Genomic DNA, 22,736 nt, shown 5'->3' with positions numbered 1-22,736 from the left:
CGATAGGCATTGACTCCTCATAGCAAAGCGCTAAAACGTGGTGAGCGACGATACTTTTTTAGATGTTTTTCCTATGGGCGAGGCGAGGCTTATCGCCTCATATCCACGTAAAGCGGGCGTCGCTCATTCCCCATACAGTATGACCTGCAGCACCCCTTTACATCCGCCACCGAGTCCATCGCCCATGCCTGTCCTTACCCGTTTCGCCTCTTTGCTCGACCAGGCGAGGCGTGCCTTGCTGCTGGTCTGGGGAACGTCCCGAGGGCTGTTTCTGGGGTTGGTGCTGGCGACGCTGATCGCTGGTGTGCTGCCGGCACTGGCAGCCTGGTTGGGGCAGCGGATTGTCGACGCGGTAGTTACCGCGATGCAGTTGCACGCGCAACAGGGCAGCGCACCGTTGTGGCCGGTCGTGCGTTATGTGCTGTTTGAAGCGGGCGTGCTTGCGTTGCTGTCCGGGACGCAGCGTGCGCTGTCGGTGCAGCAGTCGCTGTTGCGGGTGCAGTTGGGGCAGAAGGTCAACACGATGATTCTGGAGAAGGCCCAGACGTTATCGTTGGTGCAGTTCGAGAACTCCGAGTTCTACGACAAGCTGGTTCGGGTGCGGCGCGAGGCATCGACCCGGCCATTGGCGCTGGTGATGAAGTCGCTGGGGCTGATCCAGAACCTGATCGTGTTGATCAGCTTTGGCGTGTTGCTGGTGCATTTTTCGCCCTGGGCGCTGGTACTGCTGGTGGTCGGGGCATTGCCGGTGTTCTTTGCCGAAGCGCACTTTTCCGGGGATGCCTTTCGGCTGTTCACGCGCCGGGCGCCGGAGAGTCGGCAGCAGAACTACATCGAGACACTGCTCTCCCATGAGGGCTACATCAAAGAGGTGAAGCTGTTTGGCTTCGCGCCGCTGTTGTTGCAGCGTTATCGGGACACGTTTGCTCGTCTCTACGCCGAAGACCGGCGCCTGACGTTGCGTCGCGATGGCTGGGGATTTGTGCTGGGACTGCTGGGCACCGCGGCGTTTTATCTGGCCTATGCATGGGTCGTGGTCGATACCGTTCACGGCAGCATCAGCCTCGGGCAAATGACCATGTACCTGGTGCTGTTCAAGCAGGGGCAGACGGCGGTGAGCAGCAGCTTGAGCGCGATCAGCGGTCTCTATGAGGATGGTCTTTACCTGTCGAGCCTCTATGAGTATCTGGCCGAACCGGTGGTGGCCGATGCCGGAAGCCTTACAGTGGGTGCGGTGCCCGGCGATGGGTTGCGTTTCGAGAGTGTCGGTTTCCGTTATCCGGGGGCGAGCCGCGCTGCTTTGCAGGGCATCGATCTGCATCTGTTGCCCGGACACAGTGTCGCGCTGGTGGGGGAAAACGGCTCGGGTAAAACCACGCTGATCAAGTTGCTGACGCGGTTGTATCGCCCTGATCAGGGCCGCATTTTGTTGGACGGCAGTGATTTGCAGGCCTGGGAAGAAGAGGCGCTGAGACGGCGCATCGGCGTGATTTTCCAGGACTACATTCGCTACCAGTTCTCCGTTGGCGAGAACATTGGTGTGGGCGACACCCTGGCGTTCAACGATGAAACCCGTTGGCAGCAAGCGGCCGCCGAAGGCATGGCCGCGCCTTTCATCGAGCGTCTGGATCGTGGTTACGCCACGCAATTGGGACGGTGGTTTGCCGGTGGGCAGGAACTGTCCGGTGGGCAATGGCAGAAGATCGCCTTGTCTCGCGCCTACATGCGCCGCGACGCCGATATCCTGATCCTGGACGAACCGACCTCGGCCCTGGATCCGGCGGCGGAAGCGGCGGTGTTCGAGCATTTCAGCCAACACACCGAAGGGCGCATGACGTTGCTGATTTCTCACCGCTTCTCCAGCGTGCGCAATGCCGACCACATCATCGTGCTGGACCAGGGGTCGATCCTTGAGCGAGGCGATCACGACAGTCTGGTCGCGGCGGGTGGGCGCTATGCGCAGTTGTTCAACGTGCAGGCGCGTGGTTATCGATAGCCGCAAACTTGGGTTGCGCGATCATGAACAACCCACCGGCATCATCCGGTCGCGCAGGTTCAGCAAGCGCAAGGCCTGTTCCAGCAAGAGTGCGACGACGATGGCCCCGGCCGCGATGACGAACAGTAACCCGTGATGACCGCCGCTGGCGTTGAACAGCGCCGAGTAGGCAAACCCGGCGATGGCCTGAAAGGTTGCGAATGAAACCGTGGCGCGGCTCCAGGCCACTTGCTGGTGATGGTGTTGTGGCACCAGCTCATGCACCCGGGCCAGCGCCAGCGGCACGATGCCCGGTGGGAACGAACCGAGGATGACTGCCAGCAGGGCCAGGGCGGTGAACGAACTCGATATAGCCAGCAGGCCGACGGCAATCGCCTGCACCACCAGGACCACGCGGATGCTCAGCTTCGCCCCCAGTTGATCGGCCAGAAAGCCATAACTCACCGGCCCGACTATCGCGCCCAGGCCGTACATCACCCAGATCAGTGCACCGACATGGGGCCCGGCACCGAGGCCGCGTGCCACGTAATCCACCAGAAACACCATGGCTGGCACCAGCCCGGCAGCCATGAACGCGTACTGTGCAAACAGCAGATAAAGGTTGGGATCAAACGGCGATTTGGTGTGCTGAGCGTGTGGTGCAGCCGTTTCATTGGCAACGGATGACGGCCAGCCAAACCAGCTGGCGGCGGTCAGAATCAAGGCCAAGGCGCCGAGCCCAAGCCAAGTGTTCTGTAAGCCAAGGCTCAGCAGCGGCGGAACGAGGGTGCCTGAGCCGGCGATGCCCAAGCCGATGCCCAGGAAAATCGCACCGCTGGCCAGGCCTCGGCGCGAGGCGGGCACATGGGGCAACACGGTCGCCGCCACCAGTACCATGATCGCGCCACCGGCAATCCCCGACAGCAATCGCCAACCGAAGAACCAACTCACCGATAACGGAAAGGCACAGGCAAAAAAGGCCAGTGTCACCGCCAGCATCATCAGCCGCAAAGCGGCTTTGTTGGATGTTCGACGGGCCAGCGGATGGCCGATCAGTGCGCCGATCAAGTAGCCCACCAGATTGGCGGCGCCGAGGTACACCACGTCGCTGGCGGAAAACCACTGGGCCTGAATCAACGATGGTATCAACGGCGTGTAGGCAAAACGCGCCAGACCAATACTGACCAGGCTGGCGCAGAGGCCGGCGAAGATCGGCAGCCAGATCGCGCTGCGCCCAGTGTCGAGGGAGGTGCTGTGCATGGGAGCGGTCCTGTGAATTTGTGCTTGGCCTCCAGCATATCGAGGAACGCTGATGCAATATTGCTGCGATTTCGCGCTACGATGATGCGTATATGCATCACTACGGGAAACGCCATGAATTGGGATGATGCGCGAGTGTTTTTGGCGGTTTGTCGCGAATCGACGCTACGCGGCGCGGCACGGGTGCTGAAGATCGATCAGGCAACCGTCGGCCGGCGAATCGCCGCGCTGGAAAAATCGTTGAGCGCGACTCTGTTTCTGCGCACCTCCGAGGGCTATGCGCTGACAGCGGTCGGTGAAGCGGCGTTGCAATCCGTGGAAAAGATGGAGCTCTCGGCATTTGAGCTGGAGCGACAGATTCAGGGCCTAGACGAACGATTGATCGGCAATGTGCGCGTCAGCACTACCGATTCTCTGGCCATCGATTTTCTGATCCCGGCTATCGCTCGTTTGCATGCGGTGCACCCCGACGTGCGGGTGCAGTTGGACGCCTCCACGCAAATCCTCAGCCTGGCCAAGCGTGAAGCCGACATCGCCGTGCGCAACACCCGGCCGGACAACCCCGACCTGATCGCCCGGCGCATCGCGCGCTGGCCGGTGGGGCTGTTCGCCTCGCGAAGTTATGTCGAGGCCAACGGCATGCCGCAACCGGGCTCGGCCTTCGAGGGGCATGATCTGGTGGTGTATCAGCCGTACTTGCAGGGCAACAAGAACATGACCCTGGTCTCGGAACCCCTGAGCCGTGGGCGGATTGTCGCCAGCCTGAGTTCCAGCCTGCTGGTGCGTCGTTCGATTGCCGCAGGTCTCGGGGTGGGGGAGATCCCGGTGTACATGGGCGAGCGCGATGGGCTGGTCAGGCTCTGGCCGGAACGCACACGCCCGCTGCCGTATGAAGTGTGGCTGGTGACCCATGCGGACCTGCGCCACACCGCGCGGGTGCGGGCGGTGATTGAGCAGATTGTCGAGGCGTTTGCACTGGAGAATGAATAAGTCAGGCTGCTCGTGTCGGTGCCCATTCAGTCAAAACAAATCACCCATCCTGCCGGCCCCCGACCATTCACAGCCTTCCAGCGTCAGCAACCGTTCTTTCGCCTCAAGCCCCCCGGCGAACCCCGTCAATTTCCCCGACGCCCCAATCACCCGATGACACGGCGCGACAATCGATATCGGATTTTTGCCGTTGGCCGCGCCCACTGCCCGAACCGCGCTGGGATTGCCGATCTGCCGGGCTATCTCGCTGTAGCTGCGCGTCTCGCCAAACGGAATCGTCAGCAATGCCTGCCACACCTGCTTCTGAAAGTCCGTCCCGGCAAAGTCCAGTTCCAGCTCGAACTGATTACGCGTGCCGGCAAAGTATTCCCGCAACTGCTGTGCGGCGCGTATCAGGATCGGGTTGTCCGCCGCTTCACTCATCGGCCCCAGTCTTACCCGGCCGGGTTTGTCGTTTTCCCAGAGGATGGCCGCCAGACGCGTGCCTTTCGCGACCAGCTTCAACTCGCCGACCGGCGACGCCAGGGTGGTAAATGTGTAGGTCATGCCGGCGGACTCCGCACACGTGCTGAACAGGGGCCCAGCATACTGCCTCGCCGGGGAGGCGCAATACGCAATTGCAGCCATACTTGCCTACTGCTTTTGAACCGTTCCCTCTGTCTTCTGCACAGAGCCTAAAAACAAAAAAGAGACCGACTCATGAAGTTCGAACCTTTTGCCAAATCGCTTATGGCGACCACCTTGGCGCTGAGCTGCCTGACGGCTCACGCGGCCTCCGTTGCCCCGGTCGCTGCCGAAAATGGCATGGTCGTCACCGCCCAGCATCTGGCCAGCCACGTCGGCGTCGATGTCCTCAAGAATGGCGGCAATGCCGTCGATGCGGCGGTGGCGGTGGGTTATGCGCTGGCGGTGGTGTACCCCGCTGCAGGCAACCTGGGCGGCGGCGGTTTCATGACGATTCAATTGGCGGACGGGCGCAAGACCTTCCTCGACTTCCGTGAAAAAGCACCCCTGGCCGCCACGGCCGACATGTACCTGGACAAGCAGGGCAACGTCATCCCTGACCTCAGCACCCGCGGCCACTTGGCCGTCGGCGTGCCGGGCACTGTGTCTGGCATGGAGCTGGCGCTGAAGAAATTCGGCACCAAACCCCGCAAGGAAGTGATCGCCCCTGCGATCAAGCTTGCCGAAGACGGTTTTGTGCTGGAGCAGGGCGATGTCGATTTGCTGGAGTACGCCACAGACGTCTTCAAGAAAGACATGCGCGACTCGGGCTCGATCTTCCTGAGCAATGGCGAGCCGATGCAGGTCGGGCAGAAACTCGTACAAAAAGACCTGAGCAAAACCCTGCGGGAAATTTCCGAAAAGGGCGCCGACGGCTTCTATAAAGGCTGGGTGGCCGACGCCATCGTCACCTCCAGCCAGGCCAACAAGGGCATCATCACCCAGGCCGACCTCGACAAATACCAGACCCGCGAACTGGCACCCATCGAGTGCGACTACCGCGGCTACCACGTGGTCTCGGCGCCGCCGCCAAGCTCCGGCGGTGTGGTGATCTGCGAGATCATGAACATCCTCGACGGCTACCCGATGAAAGACCTCGGCTACCGCTCGGCGCAGGCCATGCACTACCAGATCGAAGCGATGCGCCACGCGTATGTGGACCGCAACAGCTACCTCGGCGACCCGGACTTCGTGAAAAATCCGATCGCCCATTTGCTGGATAAAAACTACGCGACCAAAATCCGCGCCGCCATCGATCCGCAAAAGGCCGGCGTTTCCCGCGAGCTCAAACCCGGCGTAGCGCCCCACGAAGGCAGCAACACCACCCATTACTCGATCGTCGACAAATGGGGCAACGCGGTGTCGGTGACCTACACCCTCAACGACTGGTTCGGCGCCGGCGTGATGGCGAGCAAAACCGGGGTCATCCTCAACGATGAAATGGATGACTTCACCTCGAAAATCGGCGTGCCGAACATGTACGGCCTTGTACAAGGGGAGGCCAACGCCATCGCCCCCGGCAAGGCACCGCTGTCGTCCATGAGCCCGACCATCGTCACCAAGGATGGCAAAGTCGTCATGGTCGTCGGCACCCCCGGTGGCAGTCGCATCATCACCGCAACCCTGCTGACCATCCTCAATGTGATCGACTACGGCATGAACATCCAGGAAGCGGTGGATGCGCCGCGTTTCCATCAGCAATGGCTGCCGGAAGAAACCAACCTGGAGAACTTCGCCACCAGCCCGGACACCAAGAAGATGCTCGAAAGTTGGGGCCACAAGTTTGCCGGCCCGCAGGACCCCAACCATATTGCAGCTATTCTGGTAGGTGCGCCTTCGCTGGAAGGCAAACCCGTGGGCAAGAACCGGTTCTATGGGGCGAACGATCCACGGCGCAATACCGGGTTGTCACTCGGTTACTGAAACAGGCGATCATCGGCCACCCCGACTCCCTGGGTGGCCTCGATCCCGGGTAGCAGCTGCCGAGCCCGCGAGGCTGCGTTCGGCTGCGTAGCAGTCGTAAAGTCGGTTAGCCGCGTTCATTCGGGCAAGCCGCATTCGCTGATATGGCGAGCGCTGCGCGCTCGAACGCAGCCTCGCAAGCTCGACAGCTGCTACATCGGCTACACAGGCTGAAAGGGAGTTGAAATCCATCGTTCCAGCGACCTGTCTAAGGAAGGAAGCCATGAGCACCGCACTCCTGATCATCGATGTCCAACGCGCGCTGTGCACCGGCGAGTATGAATGCTTCGACATCCAGCGCGTCATCGACACCATCAACGGCCTCAGCACCAAAGCCCGAGTCGCCAATATTCCGGTCATCCTGATCCAGCACGAAGAAGAGGGCGACCTGCTGCAATACGGCGCCGAAGGCTGGCAACTGGCCGACGGCCTGAAGACGTCACCCCACGACCTGCGCGTGCGCAAAACCACCCCGGACTCGTTCTACCAGACCCACCTGCATGAACATCTACAAGAGCTGGACGTCGAACGCCTGATTATCTGCGGCCTGCAAACCGACTACTGCGTCAACGCGACGGTCCGTGAGGCATTATCGCGAGGCTACGACGTGGTGCTGGCGTCCGATGCTCATTCCACGATCGACAATGGCACGATGAGCGCCGAAGACATCATCACCGAACACAACAAGGATCTGGCGCACCTGACCGGTTCCGTGGCGCGGATCGATGTCGTGCCGGCCAGCGAAATCAATATCTGAAAGCATCGGTGGTTCCTGGATGTATTTCCCTCTCGCTTCAAATAAAACGGGCGCCGATCATGGCGCCCGTTTTTTGTTCAATCCGTCTGTAGCCGCCGCACCACCGCCTGAAAACGCTCCGACGCAATCCAGTCCGGATCCGCGTCCTCCACCAGCAGCATGATCCCCAGGTAGTGTTCCAGATGCAGCGTAATCGTCTGCCCTTCGACGGCCAGGTCCCAATAATGCTGGTCCAACCCATTGATCTGTGCCGTCCAGGTCCCGCCCAGCCCTCGTGCCAATTCACTGGCGATGCGATTGAACAGATCCCGGTCGGATGTCTGCGAGAGATAAATTTCCCGTGTTGGCGGGGGCGACGGATCAGTCATGTTTTGCTCCTTGAGAATGAGCATGACTTTACGCTTCCTGCTGGATTTGTGGCGAGCGAGCCATACCAAAACAAGCGCCTTTTCACGTTTGTCTCGGCATACTGGCGCGCTCAAAGAATGGAATCTGCCCATGCCCCCGACCTTGTTCTGCTCTAACGCTCGCCGCGCTTTACTGCTGGGGTTTCTCGCATTCTCTGCCGCAGCCCATGCCAGTAGCTTCGAATGCACCAGCGCCGCCAGCTCCAGTGAAAAAGCCATTTGCGCCGACGCTTACACGTCGAAGCTGGACCAAAAACTGGGAGCGGTCTGGCGCTCGACGCTGGAAAAAGTCACCGCCCCTAAAGCGTTAAAAGCAGACCAGCGTCAGTGGTTGAAACAACGTAACCGCTGCGCAGACCAAATCGATTGCCTGCGCCAACAGTACTTGATGCGCATCACTGAACTCGAACACGCGGCCATTCCGTTTACCTGGGACGCGACTTGGCAGCGCATTCCCTGGGGCGTTTCGACGGGAGCTGAGTTGAAGACAAAGCGTCGGGATTCGACTCATCTCGTCTTCGAAATTTCTGCCGCGAGCGGCGCCAACTCTGGCGACCTGGATGGCGTCGCCAAACTGGATGGCACTCAGGCGCATTACGTCGAAGGTGCATGCGCGTTGACCTTCCAAGCCATCAACGGCGTGCTTGATGTCACCCAGGACGGCGCCGATGCCGATTGTGGTGCGGGCATGGGCGTGTTCTATGCCGGGCGCTATGTCGCGTCGGAACAGCCTTTGGCTCTGGACAACGATTTGCTGAGTCTGGGGTTGGCGCGTACACAGCAAGAAGACGATGCATTGCGGCAATTGCTCAAGGACGATTACCAGACGCTGGTGGACAGCAGCAGTTCCAGGCTGATCGGCGATGAGTCGAATGACCTGCCGGGCGCCGAAGTGACTGAAATGTGGGTACGCGGGCTGGGCAATACCAACGCCGCCATCCTCATGCGTACAGCGGACGTTCGATTTTGGCTAGTGCTGCTGGTGTTCGATGAGCAGAACAATTCCCGAGCCCGTTACTACACCAACGCGTCGGATTGGAAAGGCCGCTTACCCGATGTGCTGCAGCATTGGTATGACGAGCGAACGAAAGGGCAGGTGATGCCGTTGGATCTGATGCCTTAATGCAATCTCGTTGGCGACCGCGCTAATGCGACGCTGACGAGTAGTTATGTCTAGACTCGGTTGTTGGCTCGATAGAAGTGGGCGGTAACGGAACAACAGAAATAAAAGCACGCCCCAATGCCGGTAAGTTAAGAAATTTGAGCGACGAAAGCCTCGCTCCCACAGGTTCTGCACTTTGGCTCACTGGCATTAGCGTCTACCTCAATAAGAAGAGAACACAAAAATGACCAAGGTCAGCGATACCCGGCAGCGAAGTCCCCTGATCGAGACACGCTCGATCGATTACATCCCGGAAGCCGAGCGTCATGGCAGCCTCTACAGCCAGTTCACCCTGTGGCTCGGCGCCAATCTGCAGATCACGGCGATTGTGACCGGCGCGCTGGCCGTGGTGCTGGGTGGCGATGTGTTCTGGTCACTCATTGGTTTGCTGGTCGGCCAGTTGCTCGGCGGCGCGGTGGTGGCGCTGCACGCTGCACAAGGACCCAAGCTCGGGCTGCCGCAGATGATCTCCAGTCGTGTGCAATTCGGGGTCTATGGGGCGGCGATTCCGATTGTGCTGGTGTGTCTGATGTACCTCGGCTTCAGCGCCACCGGCGCGGTACTGTCGGGGCAGGCCATTGCTCAATTGGTCCATGTCAGTGACAGCGCCGGCATCCTGATTTTCGCCTCCTGCATCGCGTTTCTGACCCTCTTCGGTTATCGGGTCATCCACCTGGTGGGCAGGGTGGCGAGCGTGCTGGGCATCATCGCCTTCGTCTATCTGTTTACCCGGTTGATGACGCTCAACGATATCGGTCTGTTGCTGGAAAACCGCCATTTCGGCTGGAGTACTTTCCTGCTGGCAGTGTCTCTTTCCGCATCCTGGCAGATCGCGTTCGGCCCTTATGTGGCCGACTACTCACGCTACCTGCCGAGCAAGACCTCGTCCTGGAAGACGTTCACCGCCGTCGGCCTGGGGACGGTGGTGGGGGCCCAGGCTTCCATGGTGCTGGGAGTGTTCGCTGCTGCGTTGGCGGGCGTGAATTTTCGTGGACATGAGGTCGCCACCATCGTCGGGTTGGGCAGTACCGGGGTGATGGCCTCCCTGCTGTACTTGAGCGTGGTGTTCGGCAAGGTCACGGTGTCGACCCTCAACGCTTATGGCAGCTTCATGTGCGTGGCCACCATCATCAGTGGCTTTCGTCGTGGCTTCGAAATATCCGCCGGTAAACGCATGCTGTTTGTGCTGGTGATTGTCGGCGCGTCCACCACGCTGGCGCTGCTGGGGCAGTACTCGTTCCTGAGCACGTTCAAGTACTTCATCCTCTTCCTGCTGACGTTTTTCACGCCGTGGAGCGCGATCAACCTGGTGGATTACTACTTCATCAACAAGGAGCGCTATGACATCCCGGCGTTGTCCGACCCGGCGGGGCGTTATGGCCGTTGGAATGTGTTGGGGATCAGCGTGTATGTGCTCGGTGTGTTGGTCCAGCTGCCTTTTGTCGACACTCACTTCTACTCCGGACCAATGGTCGCGCAGCTCGGCGGTGTCGATATTTCCTGGATCGTCGGGCTGGTGGTGCCGGGCATGCTCTATTACTGGCTGGCCAGGACATCTGCGCTTGCGGTGTCGGTCGAGCGCAGTTCGCAGGCTTGAGTGCCCGGTCATCAAAGGGGGCAGGGGGCGCGCGGCTAACTACCGGGTCCTCGAGCGTCTCCTATACTGATCCGCGTTGACGATTTAACACAGACACCGAATGCCGCCGGAACAGCAGCCAGCGCTCCGGCGACTTCCCTACGACTCAACAGTAAGGAGAACGAACATGGCAATCCGTATTGGCGACGAAGCACCGGACTTTACCGCTGAAAGCACCGAAGGCCCGCTGCATTTCCATGAGTGGATCGGTGACAAGTGGGCGATTCTGTTCTCGCACCCCAAGGATTTCACCCCGGTGTGCACCACTGAGCTTGGCTACATGGCGGGGCTCAAGCCGGAGTTCGATAAGCGCAACACCAAAATCGTCGGGCTCAGTGTCGACCCTGTCAGTAACCATAAGACCTGGGCCAAAGACATCGAAGAGACCCAGGGGCATGCGGTCAACTATCCCATGATCGGCGACGAGAACCTGGTGGTGGCGAAGCTCTACGACATGATTCATCCGAATGCCAGTGGCGGCGCACGGACTGCCGTGGACAATGCCACGGTGCGTTCGGTGTTCATTATCGGCCCGGACAAAAAGGTCAAGGCGATGCTGATCTACCCGATGAGTGCCGGGCGCAACTTCGATGAAGTTCTGCGTCTGCTCGATTCTCTGCAACTGAACGCCAAGCACACCGTTGCCACGCCGGTGAACTGGCGTCCGGGCGAGGACGTCATCATTCCCACTTCGGTCTCCGATGAGGACGCCAGGAAGAAATACCCGGATGGCTTCAAGACGCTGAAACCTTATTTGCGCACCGTGGCGCAACCGAAGTAACTCATCTGTTCGGAGACCACCCACATGGCCGTCCAGGTCCTGCGCGTTGATGCAACCCACATCGATAAAGTCGCCAGCCTCTTCGACGCCTATCGAGGCTTTTACGGCCAGCCCACGAACCTGATGCAGTCTCGCGCTTTCATCGCAGAGCGCATCGCCAGGGACGAATCGGTGATTTTCTTCGCCGAGGACTCCACGGGCGAAGCGCTCGGCTTTGTCCAGTTGTACCCGACGTTCTCCTCCATCGACGCCCACCGCACCTGGCTGCTCAACGACCTCTTCACCACACCTGCCGCCCGCGGCAGAGGGGTAGGGACGTTGCTGATGAACACCGCCCGAGCCTTTGCGCTGTTGACCGGCGCCAAGGGCATGGTGCTGGAAACGGCCACGGACAATCACCTTGCGCAACGGTTGTATGAATCATTGGGCTATGTGCGTGATACGGGTTACTACACCTATTGCCTCGACTTGAAGTAGGCGCAAACTTGTGACCCCAGCGCCAGCCATTTTCTATGGACGGTTCGAAACCCTCACTCAAGGCGCGCCAAACAGCATCGTCCAATAAACCCCTTTGTTGCTGCGCGAATCGCTGGCGTACGCCGCGCCGACCTGGGTAAACATCGGGTTCATCAGGTTGGCGCAATGCCCGGGGCTGGCCAGCCAGCCGGACATCGCCTGGCTGGGCGAGCCTTGCCCGGCGGCGATGTTCTCGCCGATCTGCCGGCCGCGGTAACCGGCGGCTCTGGCGCGATCCGCCGGCATATCACCGTCGGGGTCCTGGTGGGCGAAGTAGTTGCCGTAGGCCATTGCCTTGCTGTGCCCTTGCGCGGCGGCGCCCAGGGCGGCGTTCCAGGTTAATGGCCGTGCGGCGGCGAAGCGTTGGCGCCCACACATGCGTGGCCTGGCTCTTGCCGCGTTGACCTGCGCCAGCAACGTCTTGCCCGCAGCGCGCGAATCGCCGATACGCCCGTCGAGCACCGGTTGCGCCAGCACCACCCGCCATTCGCTGCGGGCACGAGTGACACCGATGTCGGCGTATTGGGTATCGAGCAGCGCCCCACAGTAGTCGCTCTGGAGCATGTCGAACGCCTCATCGGCATCTTGCGCGCCGACCAGGCGGATGGTCCGTACCGTTACAGCCTGATAGCCGTTAGCCTTCAACCCCTCCCGCATACCACCGCCATAGCCGATCGGCAAGGACAAGTCCGATTTCAGCGCCAGTGGCCGTAACGGCCTGACCGCACGCCCCGCGCAGCGGTCGGGATCGGCGCGGTAATCGTTGATGACTTCCACCAGTTGCCGTTCCCCGCTGGCATGGGCGGGGCTGGCGAACAGCGGAAACAAAGGCATCAGGCACAGCGAAATAAAGCGGCAGCAGCGGACAGTCGGGCGCATGAACAGACAGCTCTGATGAGTTGACGACGATAAGGGTGGGATAAAGATGAGCAATAACCGCATGAGCGCTTCATTGGGCGAGCGTCTTTTACGGCACGGCTATGACTGCGGGTCTCAAAACTGGTTCACGAGGGGAACAGACAAATTTGACGGCTACGCTGAGAGGGCCGATTCAGACGGGTCACGAGCCTGGGACAGCAGACGCTCGCACTGGTAACGTACTGACATCATTCGAGTGGTACAGGGACATGACTAAGACCAAGGGCAACAAGGATTGGGTCAAACGCTCAGCGCAGCCGTTGAAGATGGAGCGCATCGAAGCCTTTTTTGGCGGCCATGGCTTTACGCCGCATCGCCACGATACTTACGCCATCGGGCGAACGCTGTCGGGTGTACAAAGTTTCCAGTACCGCAAATCCCAGCGCCACAGCCTGCCCGGTAAAACCATCGTCTTGCACCCGGACGAGGTGCATGACGGTGAGGCCGGTACCGAAGCGGGTTTTCATTACCGGATGATCTACATCGAACCTGCCCTGATTCAGCAGGTGCTGGGCGGCAAGCCGTTGCCATTTATCGAGGGTGGCTTATCGAGCGACCCACGGCTGGGTGCCGCAACCCAGGTACTGCTGCAAAACCTCGACGCTTGCATCGACCCCCTGGAAGAAGACGATGCCATTTACGATCTCGCGCAGGCGCTGGATACGCTCTCTGGTCAGCGTGGGCGGCGCAAGTCATTTGATTTTGCAGCGGCCGAGCGCGCGCGTGCGCTGATTCATGACTCGCTGGATCGAGTCATTACCCTGGATGAGTTATCCCAGGCGAGTGGTCGAGACCGGTGGAGCCTGAGCCGTGATTTTCGGGCGCTGTACGGCACAAGCCCCTATCGGTACATGACCCAGCGCCGGCTCGACCTGGCAAGAGCATTGATGATTGGGGGCCACTCGATGGCAGAGGCGGCCGTATGCGCAGGTTTTTTCGACCAAAGCCACATGACGCGTCAATTCGTCCAGACCTACGGCGTCTCCCCCGGCCGGTGGCTGAAGAGGTTGGGCCTTGATTGAGCAGGGTCCCGGCCAACTTGCACAATCATGCAATACGCAGCGTTAGGTCATCCCTAGAGTCAGGGCTCGATATCTTGTCCAATGAGGGTGACTTAAATGAATTCCCAGGCCTGCACCGCGATTAACTTTGCCGAAAAATATGCCTTGTTCAGCGAGCAATGGGCGCCAAAGGTGATTGCCGAAATGAACGACTATCAGTTCAAGGTGGTGAAAATCGAAGGCGACTTTGTCTGGCATTCCCATGCCGATACCGATGAAGCCTTCATCGTCCTTGAAGGCGAGCTTCGCATCGATCTTCGGGAGCGGGCCGTCGTGGTTGGGCGGGGAGAAATGTACGTTGTCCCCAAGGGCGTCGAACACAAGCCTTATGCAGAACGCGAGGTGAAACTGTTGCTGATCGAGCCGCGAGGTGTGCTGAATACCGGTGATCAAGCCGGGGAAAGAACCGCAATGAATGATGTGTGGATCTAGACGTTTTGGTGGTTTTTGCCGGCCTTTTCGTTGAAACGATTCGATGGAGGCCGGCAAAATGCCTCTCGTCGGGAGATAAAGCAGCTATTGCGCGCTTTTCAGCTATTCTTGCGGCATCTGGAGGGTGCCATTACGTGCTGGCACACGATGCGCAGGGAAGGGAAAGACAAATGGATGATGTGCATTGCGTGCAAGTTATCGCTGTGACTGGCGGTAAAGGGGGCGTGGGCAAGACAACGGTAGCGGTTAACCTCTCGTTGGCGTTGGCAAAAATGGGGCGGCGCGTCGTATTGCTGGATGCCGATCTTGGCCTGGCGAATATCGATATTCTGCTGGGGCTGACTCCGCGCTACACACTGGCCGATGTTCTCGAAGGGCGTTGCGAGCTGTCCGAGGCACTCATGCCTGGGCCTGGAGGCATTCGTGTGGCCCCGGCTTCTTCTGGTTTGCAGAACATGACTCATCTGGAGCCTGCGCAATACCGCGCGCTGATCCAGGCCTTTAGCGATATCGGCGACAAACTGGATGTGCTGATCATCGATACGGCCGCCGGTATCGGTGGCTCAGTGATCAACTTCATCCGCGCGTCTCAGGAAGTGCTGGTGGTGGTGTGCGATGAACCCACCTCGATCAGCGGCGCCTACGGGCTGATCAAGTTGCTCAACCTGAACTACGGTCTGCAGCGTTTTCGCGTGCTGGCCAACATGACGGGCAGTCCGGCGGAAGGCCGCAATCTGTTTGCCAAGCTGGAAAAGATTACCGAAATGTTCCTGGATGTCTCGCTGCAATACGTCGGCGCGGTGCCGAACGACGAAAGTGCGCACAAAGCCGTGCAGAAGGGACGCGCAGTGTTTGAAGCCTTCCCTCGTTCCAAGTGTGCTCAAGCTTTCCAGGCTCTTGCTCACAACGTCGACAGCTGGCCATTGCCGACTCATCCGAGAGGGCACGTGGAGTTCTTCGTTGAGCAACTCGTGCATAATTCCGGCAGGTGAGGCTGTCGACGGCGGCAGCCCGTCGTTAGCTCAGCCGCGAAACGTGTTTCACAGCTTGTAGCCAATCTGCCGCAACAAATTCTTGCGCCACAGGATGTCTTCGTCGCCTTCAATGCCATCGGCACAGAAGCCATCCACGACGCCCAGGATCGCGCGTCCCTGCTCCGTCTCGGCAAGAATCACTTCGGTTGGATTGGCTGTTGCACAAAAAATGCGGCACACCTCTGGCACCATTTTGACGGCGTTCAACACGTTCAGCGGATAGAAACCGTCGCCGAGGAAAATGATGAAGCTATGGCCGGCGGCGATGGCTTGCGCGTTTTTCTGCGCAAGCTCGATCATGGCGGTATTGGTGCCAGACCATCGCACCAGGCATTTGCCGGAGGCTTCACAAAAAGCCACGCCAAACTGGATACCTGGCACGGCGTTTATCAACGCTTCGTGGAGGTCTTCAACGGACTTGATGAAGTGCGTCTGACCAAAGATGAAATTCGTCGCTTCCGGTTTGTCGATTTTCAACGTGATGAGTTGCATCTCAAACGCCTCCTGTCACGATGTCGCGGACCGGCATCGGGCCTCTATTCAAGCCGGGACGATCTCCTGCTCCTCTGGCTGTGTCTCCGGGTGGATGCGAACATCACCCAGTCTCCTCAAGGGATGCCCAGTTTCCGGCTGAACTTCTCGAAATCCCGGGCACTGATTTCGTGCTCGATCTGCAACCGCACGATCATGCGATTCCATTTGGTCAGTAACTTGAGCCGGCTCCTGATTGCAGTCCTTTGCAGAGGAATACAGATGAATATTAGCTCCAATTTGACCACCAGCCAGGGCGCCAGGATTCAGTCTGTGGGCTGTCGTCGTACCTTAACGCGGTTTCATTCGATAGGCCGTCGCGCTCCAGTACCGGTTACCATTGCTGGTATGGCGAATCCATCCGGTAGCCTCCAGATGCTTGGCAATCATTCGATTCATTATTCCATGACCGAGCAGTAAAACAGGCCCTTCGTCGGCAAGGGATTGAAGCCGTTGAGCTGCCGTATTGGCGCGCATTCTGGCCTTACTGGCTGACTCGACCTTCCCCGAGAAACCGCACAACCATAAAACACGAAGAATAAATGCCCACGTAAACGGTGAAAGGCGCGGCAGTGTCCATCGTCCATGGGGCAGTTGCGCTTCGCAGAACATATCATCGACAACGCTGGCTTGAAGGCCTAGCGCTCGAACCGACGTCAGCGCCCGGGGCGCACTGCTCGACACGATCATTCTGGCGGTACGCGCCAGCGCCACACTCGATTGCGGGGCGGGTTGGTCGATGATTTCTGACAGGTCGTATTGCTCGATCCAGCGTTTCATATCGCGCGCTGAAACTTTGTCTTGCACGGCCAGATCTGGCTGGCCATGACGCATCAAGATGATTTCCTTTTCCACTGTTGCTACGTCCTTGTTTTGCTATTCCGTGAGTGGTTGCACCCATCGGAGATTTGAAGGCAAACGCCCCGTTGTGGGTCAAACTGCAATGCCTGCGTTGTAGTTCTGTCAGCGATACTCCAGAGGCAGGCGAGCGACAATCATTATGAAGAGGGATAACCACCATGAGCAAGGAGACGGCCGGTTCAAAGGACACTGAGGGGCAAGGCTCTGCCTCTGCGCTGATCGAGGCGAAAATCAAGGCACTGGATGATTGGCGGGGCGAGACGCTCGCTCGGGTTCGAGCGCTCATCAAACAGGCCGACCCCGATGTGGTCGAGGAGTTGAAGTGGCGGGGTGTTCCGGTGTGGTCCCATGCCGGCATCATCTGCACCGGCGAGACGTACAAGAATGCGGTGAAGATGACGTTCGCCAAGGGCGCCTCGCTGGAAGACCCTTCAGGACTGTTCAACGCCAGCCTCGATGGCAACACCCGGCGTGCCATCGATATTCATGAGGGCGACCGGATTGATGAAACAGCCTTGAAGGCGCTGATCCGCGCCGCCGTGGCACTCAATCTGTCGTAGCGCCGTTCAGTCGAGCACAGATTCCGGTTCATCCAAGTGATCGATGTGCTTGAAACGCTCGACCAGAAAATCGATCAGGCTGCGCACTCGCGCCGACAGGTGCAACTGTTGCGGGTAGATGGCATAGACATCGGCGCGGGTCGGTGTCTGGTCCTCCAGCACCAGGCGCAAACGGCCACTGCGCACGTAGCGGGCGATGTCCCATTCGGCCCGCAGCAGAATCCCATGACCTTCCAGCGCCCAATTGAGGGCCACTTCACCGTCGTTGCAGCCTAACGCGCCACGCACTTTGACGTTTTGCGTGCGCCCGCCGTTGGTAAAGCTCCATACGCCGTAGGGCGTTTCGTTTTGCCGCAGGAAGATGCAGTTGTGTTGCTGTAAATCCGCCAGGCGTTGCGGCACGCCAGCCTGGCGACCTACACCACGGCGGTGAAACATGCGTCGTTCATGGACTTTGTGATGAACATCATCCCCGACACCATCGTGGATGCCTTCGCCAAAGGCAACGTCCTGCAAATCTTGCTGTTCTCCATTCTGCTGGGTGTTGCCCTGGCGCATGTCGGGCCGCGCGCAAAAGTGTTCGGACCTTCAACCCGGACGACCAGGCGATCTACTACACCATCGCAGCGATCTTCATCGCCCAGGCGACCAACACGCCGCTGGCCCTCATGGACCAGTTGATCGTGCTGGCGGTGCTGATGTTCACCTCCAAAGGCTCGGCGGGGGTGACCGGTTCGGGGTTCATCATCCTGGCGGCGACGCTGTCCTCACTCGGCACCATTCCGGTGGCGGGCATGGTGCTGTTGTTGGGCGTCGATCGGTTCATGTCGGAAGCACGCGCGATTACCAACACCATTGGCAACGGCGTCGGCACCATGGCCATTGCCAAATGGGTCGACGCGTTGGATACGGTGAAGATGAACAAGGCGCTGAACGGGGAGGGCGCGGAGGCAAAGCCCGAGATGGCTCAGGCGGACGTTATTGCTGTTCCTTCATCGATGACAGCAGGGCGGTTGAACAACTAGCTTCTTCCCCTCGCAGCTGACGGCTCATGTCATCGCAGCTTTGCGACCAGGCCGTCAGCCACATCGACATCTCGGGAGACTGTTCGGCCAACCCCAGCTCGCGGACGAACTCGACCGGTGCAACCGTGCCTTTGGCCGAGCGGAACAGACCCCGCATGATGACGACGCCGATTACCCGGCCTTTGCTCACGAAGCGGTGCTCCATAAAGCTCCATTTATCGTCCCAGCCGAGTATGCGGGTATGAATCTCGAACGATTCGAACAGCTTCAGTTCACGCCGAAACTTGCCCCAGGTATCGCCAACGATCGGTACAGCCTTGTTGCGCAAGGCTACTCGAAAGGCGCCGCTGCGCAGCGTGAAATCCATGCGGCCTACGTCGGCCAGGGTGAAATAGCGGCCATTGGTGACGTGCCGGTTGAGGTCGAGGTCGAGCGGCCAGACGCGCATACGGATGACGGTGGTGGCCAGGCCGTCCACCGGTTTGCGCCATGGGCGACGGAACAGCATGAGGATAAGTCGAAACCAGAGATTCATAAGTACGCCGAGGATTGAATGACCGGTGAACTTTAGGGGGCGGAAATCGGATAAGGTAGGTGCACAAATGACTTTTTTCATGCGAAAAGCGCAATCTGGATGATTCATGCACGTCACCCTGCTACTGGCTGATCAATGCTCCGCCGCCAGCGCCACCCTGGCGCTGGAGGTGCTCAGTGCCGCCAACCTGTTCGCCGATACCGCCAGCGCGCCGTTTGAGGTGGTTGCCGCCTCGCTGGATGGCGCCAATGTCGCCGCATGGGGAGGGCAAACGCTGCGCGTGGACCGATCCATCGCCGACATCACCCGAACCGATCTGGTGCTGATCCCGGGGTTTCTCTTTACCCTGAAAGACGCCTTGCCGGCATTTTCCGGTTATGGGCCGTGGCTGCGTCAACAGCACGCGCAGGGTGCCGTCGTGGCTTCCATGTGTACGGCGACGTTCATGCTCGCAGAGGCGGGAATGCTGGACGGCGTTCGTGCCACCACGCACTGGGCCTTTGCCGATCTTTTTCGTCGCCGGTATGCAGACGCCTGTCTGGAGGCGGCGCAGATCCTCTGCGAGGACAATCGCGTAATCACCAGCGGCGGCGCGACGGCTGCCATGGACCTGTTGCTGCATCTGATCCGCCGCTTCGCATCACTGGAGCTGGCGCAGAAGTGCGGCAAATACTTGCTGGTCGACAATGCGCGCAGCGAGCAATCGGTCTATGTCATGTGGTCGATGCCGAAGAACCATGGGGATGGCGAAATCCTGCAGGTTCAAGCGTGGCTGGAAGATCACTTCCATCAGCCGCTGCTGATCAATGACATGGCCGAGCGATTCGGATTCGGCGTCAGGAACTTCAAAAGGCGTTTCAAGGAAGCCACCGGTTACACGCCGCTGACCTATCTGCAAACACTGCGTCTGGAAAAGGCAAAGCAGTTGCTCGAATCCACACGAATGACCCTGGACAGCATCACCTACAAAGTCGGCTACGAGGACAGCAACTCATTTCGCAGGCTTTTCCAGCAGCGCGTGGGCCTGCTGCCGGCGGCTTACCGGAAGAAGTTTCAAGCGAGTGGGAGTTGAGTGGCATCCGCTTTTTATCGAGCCGCAGCGCTCGGACGAACATAGTAATTGTCGAACTCGCCGCTTTCGACGAATTGGAAGCCATGACGGATGTAAAACCGATTCGAAGCGCTCTCTTTGAGCGCGCCCACTCTGACAGAGAGCGCGGCGGCATCCGCTTCTTTGAAAATCTGTTCGAGGACAGCAGAGCCTACACCTGTTCCCTGGGCATTCGGTCGCACGTACAAGTGGTCAAGTAGCAGTTCGTTCAGCTGAGGCTTGACCACAATAAAACCGACTCGCTCACCGGCCAGCTCAATGTGACGCGTGTTGCGACAATCAAAACCGTTGATAAAACGCTCACGTGCACGTATCGGATCAAATCGCCCAATCCGTTCAAGACTTTCGCGCATGGCCTCAATTCGAATGGCCACAAGATTGTCCAGGTCGGCGGGGTGAGCCGGAACCAACATTACTAGAGGACTTTCAACAGGTATGACGGACATCGTTTGCACTCTAATTATCATCACGGGGAGCCAGCGCCAGTACGATGGATTTCATTCTGGCTCTCCTGCAGCGGCGTTAATGGAGCAAAGAGAGTTATAGATTAGCTTCAAGGCTTCGATGTGGGCGCCAGTCATGATGAAATAGCCACCCGCTTTTGCTGTCAGCCGCACCTGATTTGGAGCCGAACATGAAAAACGCCGTCGTACTCACCTTGGCCTTGATGCTCAACATGGGGTTGTTCAGTACGCAAGCAGTAGCGGCTGGCAATGCTGAGGCGGGCGAGAAACTGTTCAAGCGAATCTGCGGCGGCTGCCATCAGGTAGGGAGTTCGGCGCGAGGTTTTTTTGGTCCGCAACTCAATGCGATTTTCGGGCGCCCTGCGGGCAGCACGGCGGACTACCAGTACTCAGACGCGATGAAATCATCAGGCGTCGTCTGGACCCGCGAAACTCTCACCGCCTACATCGAAGCGCCAAAAACAGTGGTCCCCGGCACCCGCATGATTTTCTGGGGCCTCAGCGATCCGGAAAAGATCGAAAACCTGTTGGCCTATCTGCAGACGTTTCAGCCGCAATGATCGGTGCCTCATCGATCCGTTTTTTTAAGTGTCGAATGATATCAATGGGCCACTTCATCCGTTAGAGTATGCACCGCCCGAGAGATGGATCCCGGGTATTTCTAATGGAGTGACACAGTGAATTACCTCAGCAAAGCGGTTGCCGTAGCCCTGTTTGGCCTGGTTCTGGCGGGTTGCACCGGCACCCCGATGAAGACCCAGCAATACGACAGCAGCCAGTACACCGTTGTCGGCCACAGTGAAGCGACCGCCACTGGCCTGCTGCTGTTCGGCGTCATCCCGATCCAGCAGAACAACCGCTTCATCCGCGCTCAGGACGCGGCCATCAAAGCCAAGGGCGGCGATGCCATGATCAACACCCAAGTGCAGGAAAACTGGTTCTGGGCTTGGGTCCTGACCGGCTACACCACCAAAATCTCCGGTGATGTGGTCAAGCTGAAAACCGTTCAGTAAGTGCAGTGCGCCTTCAGTCATTTCAGCTGCGGCGCATTCCTTGTAGCAGCTGCCGAGCTCGCGAGGCTGCGTTCGGCTGCGAAGCAGTCGTGAATCCGACTGACGCGGTCTGCCTGATGCACCGCAAGTTCTGATCTTACGACTGCTGTGCAGCCGAACGCAGCCTCGCGAGCTCGGCAGCTGCTACAGATCGCATTACGGCTTAGGACATCGACCGGGGTGAGGCACATCCAGATGCCATCACCCGGCTCATTGATCGAACCTCACGCCCACGCTTTTCCGAGTTCCTCCAGACCGGCGTTTTGCAGGTCCTGCGGGTTCATGACCACACGGAATTTGCAGTTGGCCTGGAAGTTGAGGAAGAAGGGTTCCGCATACCCGGGTATTTCGGAGGGATCCACGATATCGATCAAAAAAATCCCATTTCGCATGCCATCTTGCTCGGTGAAATAAGTCGCCTCGGGCTTAATGGTGTCCAGGATACGGTTCATGATTTCGCCGACCTTCCCCGACCTGACAAACGCGTTGAAAGGCTCATGGGGAAACTCGACCATCAGTAGCATTTTCATTATTTGATACTCAGTTTGAAGTGGCGCACTCCTTACCCGGATCCTTACTCCTGGTTTTGATGCCGCAAGCCGTGCCCGCGGTGTGTGTGGTTAAGAATAGCGAAGGGTGAGAGGGCGTCGGGGCGGGGTTACGGACGGTCGTAGTTGATGATTCAGCGCGGGCGCTAATTCGCTGAAACCCGCATCTATGCTGCTTCGGGCGAACATCGATGCAGTCGGGTACTAAAAAAAGGAATGAAAAAACCCGGCTGATGAGGCCGGGTTCTTTGGTCGAGTGTTGCGGTAAAGCCACTCACTCATGCTGCACGGTTTTCGATCAGACGATCCGAACCACCTTCAGCGACGCGGTTTTCGATCAGACGATCCGAGCCGCCTTCAGCGACGCGATTCTCGATCAGACGATCCGAGCCGCCTTCAGCGACGCGGTTTTCGATCAGACGATCCGAGCCGCCTTCAGCGACGCGATTCTCGATCAGACGATCCGAACCACCTTCAGCGACGCGATTCTCGATCAGACGATCCGAACCACCTTCAGCGACGCGGCTTTCAATCAGGCGATCCGAGCCGCCTTCAGCGACGACCGGGTGAGCAGGGGAAGCGGCGAAAGCGTTTACTGCAAAAACCGAGAAAGCGATGCTGAGAAGGGTTTGGCGTTTCATGATGGTGTGCTCC

25 protein-coding genes and 2 pseudogenes are annotated in these 22,736 nt (G+C 59.0%); 16 read left to right on the top strand and 11 right to left on the bottom strand.

Annotation, left to right across the window (positions count from 1 at the left end; genetic code table 11):
• Positions 1-184: 184 nt before the first annotated feature.
• The gene (locus AC07VO_RS12275; RefSeq protein WP_018928257.1) at positions 185-1,996 is read left to right on the top strand and encodes an ABC transporter ATP-binding protein; all 1,812 of its coding nucleotides are present in this window, start codon (positions 185-187) and stop codon (positions 1,994-1,996) included.
• A 21-nt stretch (positions 1,997-2,017) separates the two neighbouring features.
• Here AC07VO_RS12275 and AC07VO_RS12270 read toward each other — a convergent pair whose 3' ends face one another.
• On the bottom strand, positions 2,018-3,235 hold the full coding sequence (locus tag AC07VO_RS12270) for a YbfB/YjiJ family MFS transporter (protein ID WP_086945327.1): 1,218 nt from the start codon (positions 3,233-3,235) through the stop codon (positions 2,018-2,020).
• A gap of 114 nt (positions 3,236-3,349) precedes the next feature.
• On the opposite strand from AC07VO_RS12270, the gene AC07VO_RS12265 reads away from it, so the two are divergent.
• Complete coding sequence (locus tag AC07VO_RS12265) at positions 3,350-4,225, top strand: LysR family transcriptional regulator (RefSeq protein WP_192351409.1); 876 nt, start codon at positions 3,350-3,352, stop codon at positions 4,223-4,225.
• Between the two features lie 30 nt (positions 4,226-4,255).
• On the opposite strand, the gene AC07VO_RS12260 is transcribed toward AC07VO_RS12265, so the two are convergent.
• A complete protein-coding gene (locus AC07VO_RS12260) occupies positions 4,256-4,771 on the bottom strand; it encodes a methylated-DNA--[protein]-cysteine S-methyltransferase (protein WP_064616882.1) in 516 nt (171 codons plus the stop codon).
• Positions 4,772-4,924: 153 nt separating this feature from the next.
• On the opposite strand from AC07VO_RS12260, the gene ggt reads away from it, so the two are divergent.
• Positions 4,925-6,652, top strand: a complete 1,728-nt coding sequence (gene ggt, locus AC07VO_RS12255; protein WP_192351407.1) for a gamma-glutamyltransferase — start codon at positions 4,925-4,927, stop codon at positions 6,650-6,652.
• A 262-nt stretch (positions 6,653-6,914) separates the two neighbouring features.
• Positions 6,915-7,448 (top strand): cysteine hydrolase family protein, encoded by a 534-nt coding sequence (locus tag AC07VO_RS12250; RefSeq protein WP_111453712.1) that lies wholly within the window; start codon positions 6,915-6,917, stop codon positions 7,446-7,448.
• A 77-nt stretch (positions 7,449-7,525) separates the two neighbouring features.
• On the opposite strand, the gene AC07VO_RS12245 is transcribed toward AC07VO_RS12250, so the two are convergent.
• Positions 7,526-7,816, bottom strand: coding sequence for a DUF3630 family protein (locus tag AC07VO_RS12245; protein WP_192351515.1), 291 nt, complete (start codon positions 7,814-7,816; stop codon positions 7,526-7,528).
• Between the two features lie 130 nt (positions 7,817-7,946).
• On the opposite strand from AC07VO_RS12245, the gene AC07VO_RS12240 reads away from it, so the two are divergent.
• The 4 genes from AC07VO_RS12240 to AC07VO_RS12225 all read left to right on the top strand — a co-directional run bounded on the left by AC07VO_RS12240 (position 7,947) and on the right by AC07VO_RS12225 (position 11,911).
• The gene (locus tag AC07VO_RS12240) at positions 7,947-8,978 is read left to right on the top strand and encodes a lysozyme inhibitor LprI family protein (protein WP_192351513.1); all 1,032 of its coding nucleotides are present in this window, start codon (positions 7,947-7,949) and stop codon (positions 8,976-8,978) included.
• 223 nt (positions 8,979-9,201) lie between these two features.
• Positions 9,202-10,614 carry a purine-cytosine permease family protein gene (locus AC07VO_RS12235; protein ID WP_192351405.1) on the top strand — a complete coding sequence of 471 codons (1,413 nt, stop codon included), beginning with the start codon at positions 9,202-9,204 and terminating at the stop codon, positions 10,612-10,614.
• Positions 10,615-10,780: 166 nt separating this feature from the next.
• Positions 10,781-11,434, top strand: a complete 654-nt coding sequence (locus AC07VO_RS12230; protein WP_018928249.1) for a peroxiredoxin — start codon at positions 10,781-10,783, stop codon at positions 11,432-11,434.
• Between the two features lie 24 nt (positions 11,435-11,458).
• Positions 11,459-11,911, top strand: coding sequence for a GNAT family N-acetyltransferase (locus AC07VO_RS12225; RefSeq protein ID WP_192351403.1), 453 nt, complete (start codon positions 11,459-11,461; stop codon positions 11,909-11,911).
• A gap of 57 nt (positions 11,912-11,968) precedes the next feature.
• Here the strand turns inward: AC07VO_RS12225 and AC07VO_RS12220 are convergent, their stop codons facing one another.
• On the bottom strand, positions 11,969-12,829 hold the full coding sequence (locus AC07VO_RS12220; protein ID WP_192351401.1) for a CAP domain-containing protein: 861 nt from the start codon (positions 12,827-12,829) through the stop codon (positions 11,969-11,971).
• Between the two features lie 248 nt (positions 12,830-13,077).
• Here AC07VO_RS12220 and AC07VO_RS12215 point away from each other — a divergent pair, with 248 nt between their 5' ends.
• The 3 genes from AC07VO_RS12215 (at position 13,078) to AC07VO_RS12205 (ending at position 15,353) form a co-directional block, all read left to right on the top strand.
• A complete protein-coding gene (locus AC07VO_RS12215; RefSeq protein WP_192351399.1) occupies positions 13,078-13,890 on the top strand; it encodes an AraC family transcriptional regulator in 813 nt (270 codons plus the stop codon).
• A 96-nt stretch (positions 13,891-13,986) separates the two neighbouring features.
• Positions 13,987-14,361 carry a cupin domain-containing protein gene (locus AC07VO_RS12210; RefSeq protein WP_064616884.1) on the top strand — a complete coding sequence of 125 codons (375 nt, stop codon included), beginning with the start codon at positions 13,987-13,989 and terminating at the stop codon, positions 14,359-14,361.
• A 170-nt stretch (positions 14,362-14,531) separates the two neighbouring features.
• Positions 14,532-15,353, top strand: a complete 822-nt coding sequence (locus AC07VO_RS12205; protein ID WP_018928244.1) for a MinD/ParA family ATP-binding protein — start codon at positions 14,532-14,534, stop codon at positions 15,351-15,353.
• 48 nt (positions 15,354-15,401) lie between these two features.
• On the opposite strand, the gene AC07VO_RS12200 is transcribed toward AC07VO_RS12205, so the two are convergent.
• Positions 15,402-15,887, bottom strand: coding sequence for an adenosine-specific kinase (locus tag AC07VO_RS12200; RefSeq protein WP_018928243.1), 486 nt, complete (start codon positions 15,885-15,887; stop codon positions 15,402-15,404).
• A 330-nt stretch (positions 15,888-16,217) separates the two neighbouring features.
• A complete protein-coding gene (locus AC07VO_RS12195) occupies positions 16,218-16,781 on the bottom strand; it encodes a histidine phosphatase family protein (RefSeq protein ID WP_018928242.1) in 564 nt (187 codons plus the stop codon).
• A 164-nt stretch (positions 16,782-16,945) separates the two neighbouring features.
• Between AC07VO_RS12195 and AC07VO_RS12190 the strand changes: the two genes are divergently transcribed.
• Positions 16,946-17,347, top strand: coding sequence for a DUF1801 domain-containing protein (locus AC07VO_RS12190; protein ID WP_018928241.1), 402 nt, complete (start codon positions 16,946-16,948; stop codon positions 17,345-17,347).
• Positions 17,348-17,353: 6 nt separating this feature from the next.
• On the opposite strand, the pseudogene AC07VO_RS12185 reads toward AC07VO_RS12190, so the two are convergent.
• Positions 17,354-17,752, bottom strand: a pseudogene (locus tag AC07VO_RS12185) (LysR substrate-binding domain-containing protein); the annotation flags it as partial.
• Between AC07VO_RS12185 and AC07VO_RS12180 the strand changes: the two are divergent.
• Positions 17,738-18,372 (top strand): annotated as a pseudogene (locus tag AC07VO_RS12180) (cation:dicarboxylate symporter family transporter); the annotation flags it as partial. The pseudogenes AC07VO_RS12185 and AC07VO_RS12180 sit on opposite strands and share 15 nt — an antisense overlap.
• Here the strand turns inward: AC07VO_RS12180 and AC07VO_RS12175 are convergent.
• On the bottom strand, positions 18,326-18,907 hold the full coding sequence (locus AC07VO_RS12175; protein ID WP_192351511.1) for a thioesterase family protein: 582 nt from the start codon (positions 18,905-18,907) through the stop codon (positions 18,326-18,328). The pseudogene AC07VO_RS12180 and the gene AC07VO_RS12175 sit on opposite strands and share 47 nt — an antisense overlap.
• Before the next feature lie 106 nt (positions 18,908-19,013).
• Between AC07VO_RS12175 and AC07VO_RS12170 the strand changes: the two genes are divergently transcribed.
• Positions 19,014-19,979, top strand: a complete 966-nt coding sequence (locus AC07VO_RS12170) for a GlxA family transcriptional regulator (protein ID WP_192351397.1) — start codon at positions 19,014-19,016, stop codon at positions 19,977-19,979.
• A gap of 14 nt (positions 19,980-19,993) precedes the next feature.
• Here the strand turns inward: AC07VO_RS12170 and AC07VO_RS12165 are convergent, their stop codons facing one another.
• On the bottom strand, positions 19,994-20,464 hold the full coding sequence (locus tag AC07VO_RS12165) for a GNAT family N-acetyltransferase (RefSeq protein ID WP_192351395.1): 471 nt from the start codon (positions 20,462-20,464) through the stop codon (positions 19,994-19,996).
• Positions 20,465-20,652: 188 nt separating this feature from the next.
• On the opposite strand from AC07VO_RS12165, the gene AC07VO_RS12160 reads away from it, so the two are divergent.
• Both AC07VO_RS12160 and AC07VO_RS12155 read left to right on the top strand, forming a co-directional pair.
• Positions 20,653-21,042, top strand: coding sequence for a c-type cytochrome (locus AC07VO_RS12160; RefSeq protein ID WP_192351393.1), 390 nt, complete (start codon positions 20,653-20,655; stop codon positions 21,040-21,042).
• A 117-nt stretch (positions 21,043-21,159) separates the two neighbouring features.
• Positions 21,160-21,495 carry a hypothetical protein gene (locus AC07VO_RS12155; RefSeq protein ID WP_018928235.1) on the top strand — a complete coding sequence of 112 codons (336 nt, stop codon included), beginning with the start codon at positions 21,160-21,162 and terminating at the stop codon, positions 21,493-21,495.
• 263 nt (positions 21,496-21,758) lie between these two features.
• Here the strand turns inward: AC07VO_RS12155 and AC07VO_RS12150 are convergent, their stop codons facing one another.
• Positions 21,759-22,064 carry a hypothetical protein gene (locus AC07VO_RS12150; protein ID WP_018928234.1) on the bottom strand — a complete coding sequence of 102 codons (306 nt, stop codon included), beginning with the start codon at positions 22,062-22,064 and terminating at the stop codon, positions 21,759-21,761.
• A gap of 296 nt (positions 22,065-22,360) precedes the next feature.
• The gene (locus tag AC07VO_RS12145) at positions 22,361-22,723 is read right to left on the bottom strand and encodes a hypothetical protein (RefSeq protein WP_019020916.1); all 363 of its coding nucleotides are present in this window, start codon (positions 22,721-22,723) and stop codon (positions 22,361-22,363) included.
• Positions 22,724-22,736 lie beyond the last annotated feature (13 nt).

This window comes from Pseudomonas sp. GW821-FHT03E01 (assembly GCF_059420765.1).
Note: the sequence above shows the minus strand (reverse complement) of the source record. Positions and strands in the feature narration are given on the sequence as shown.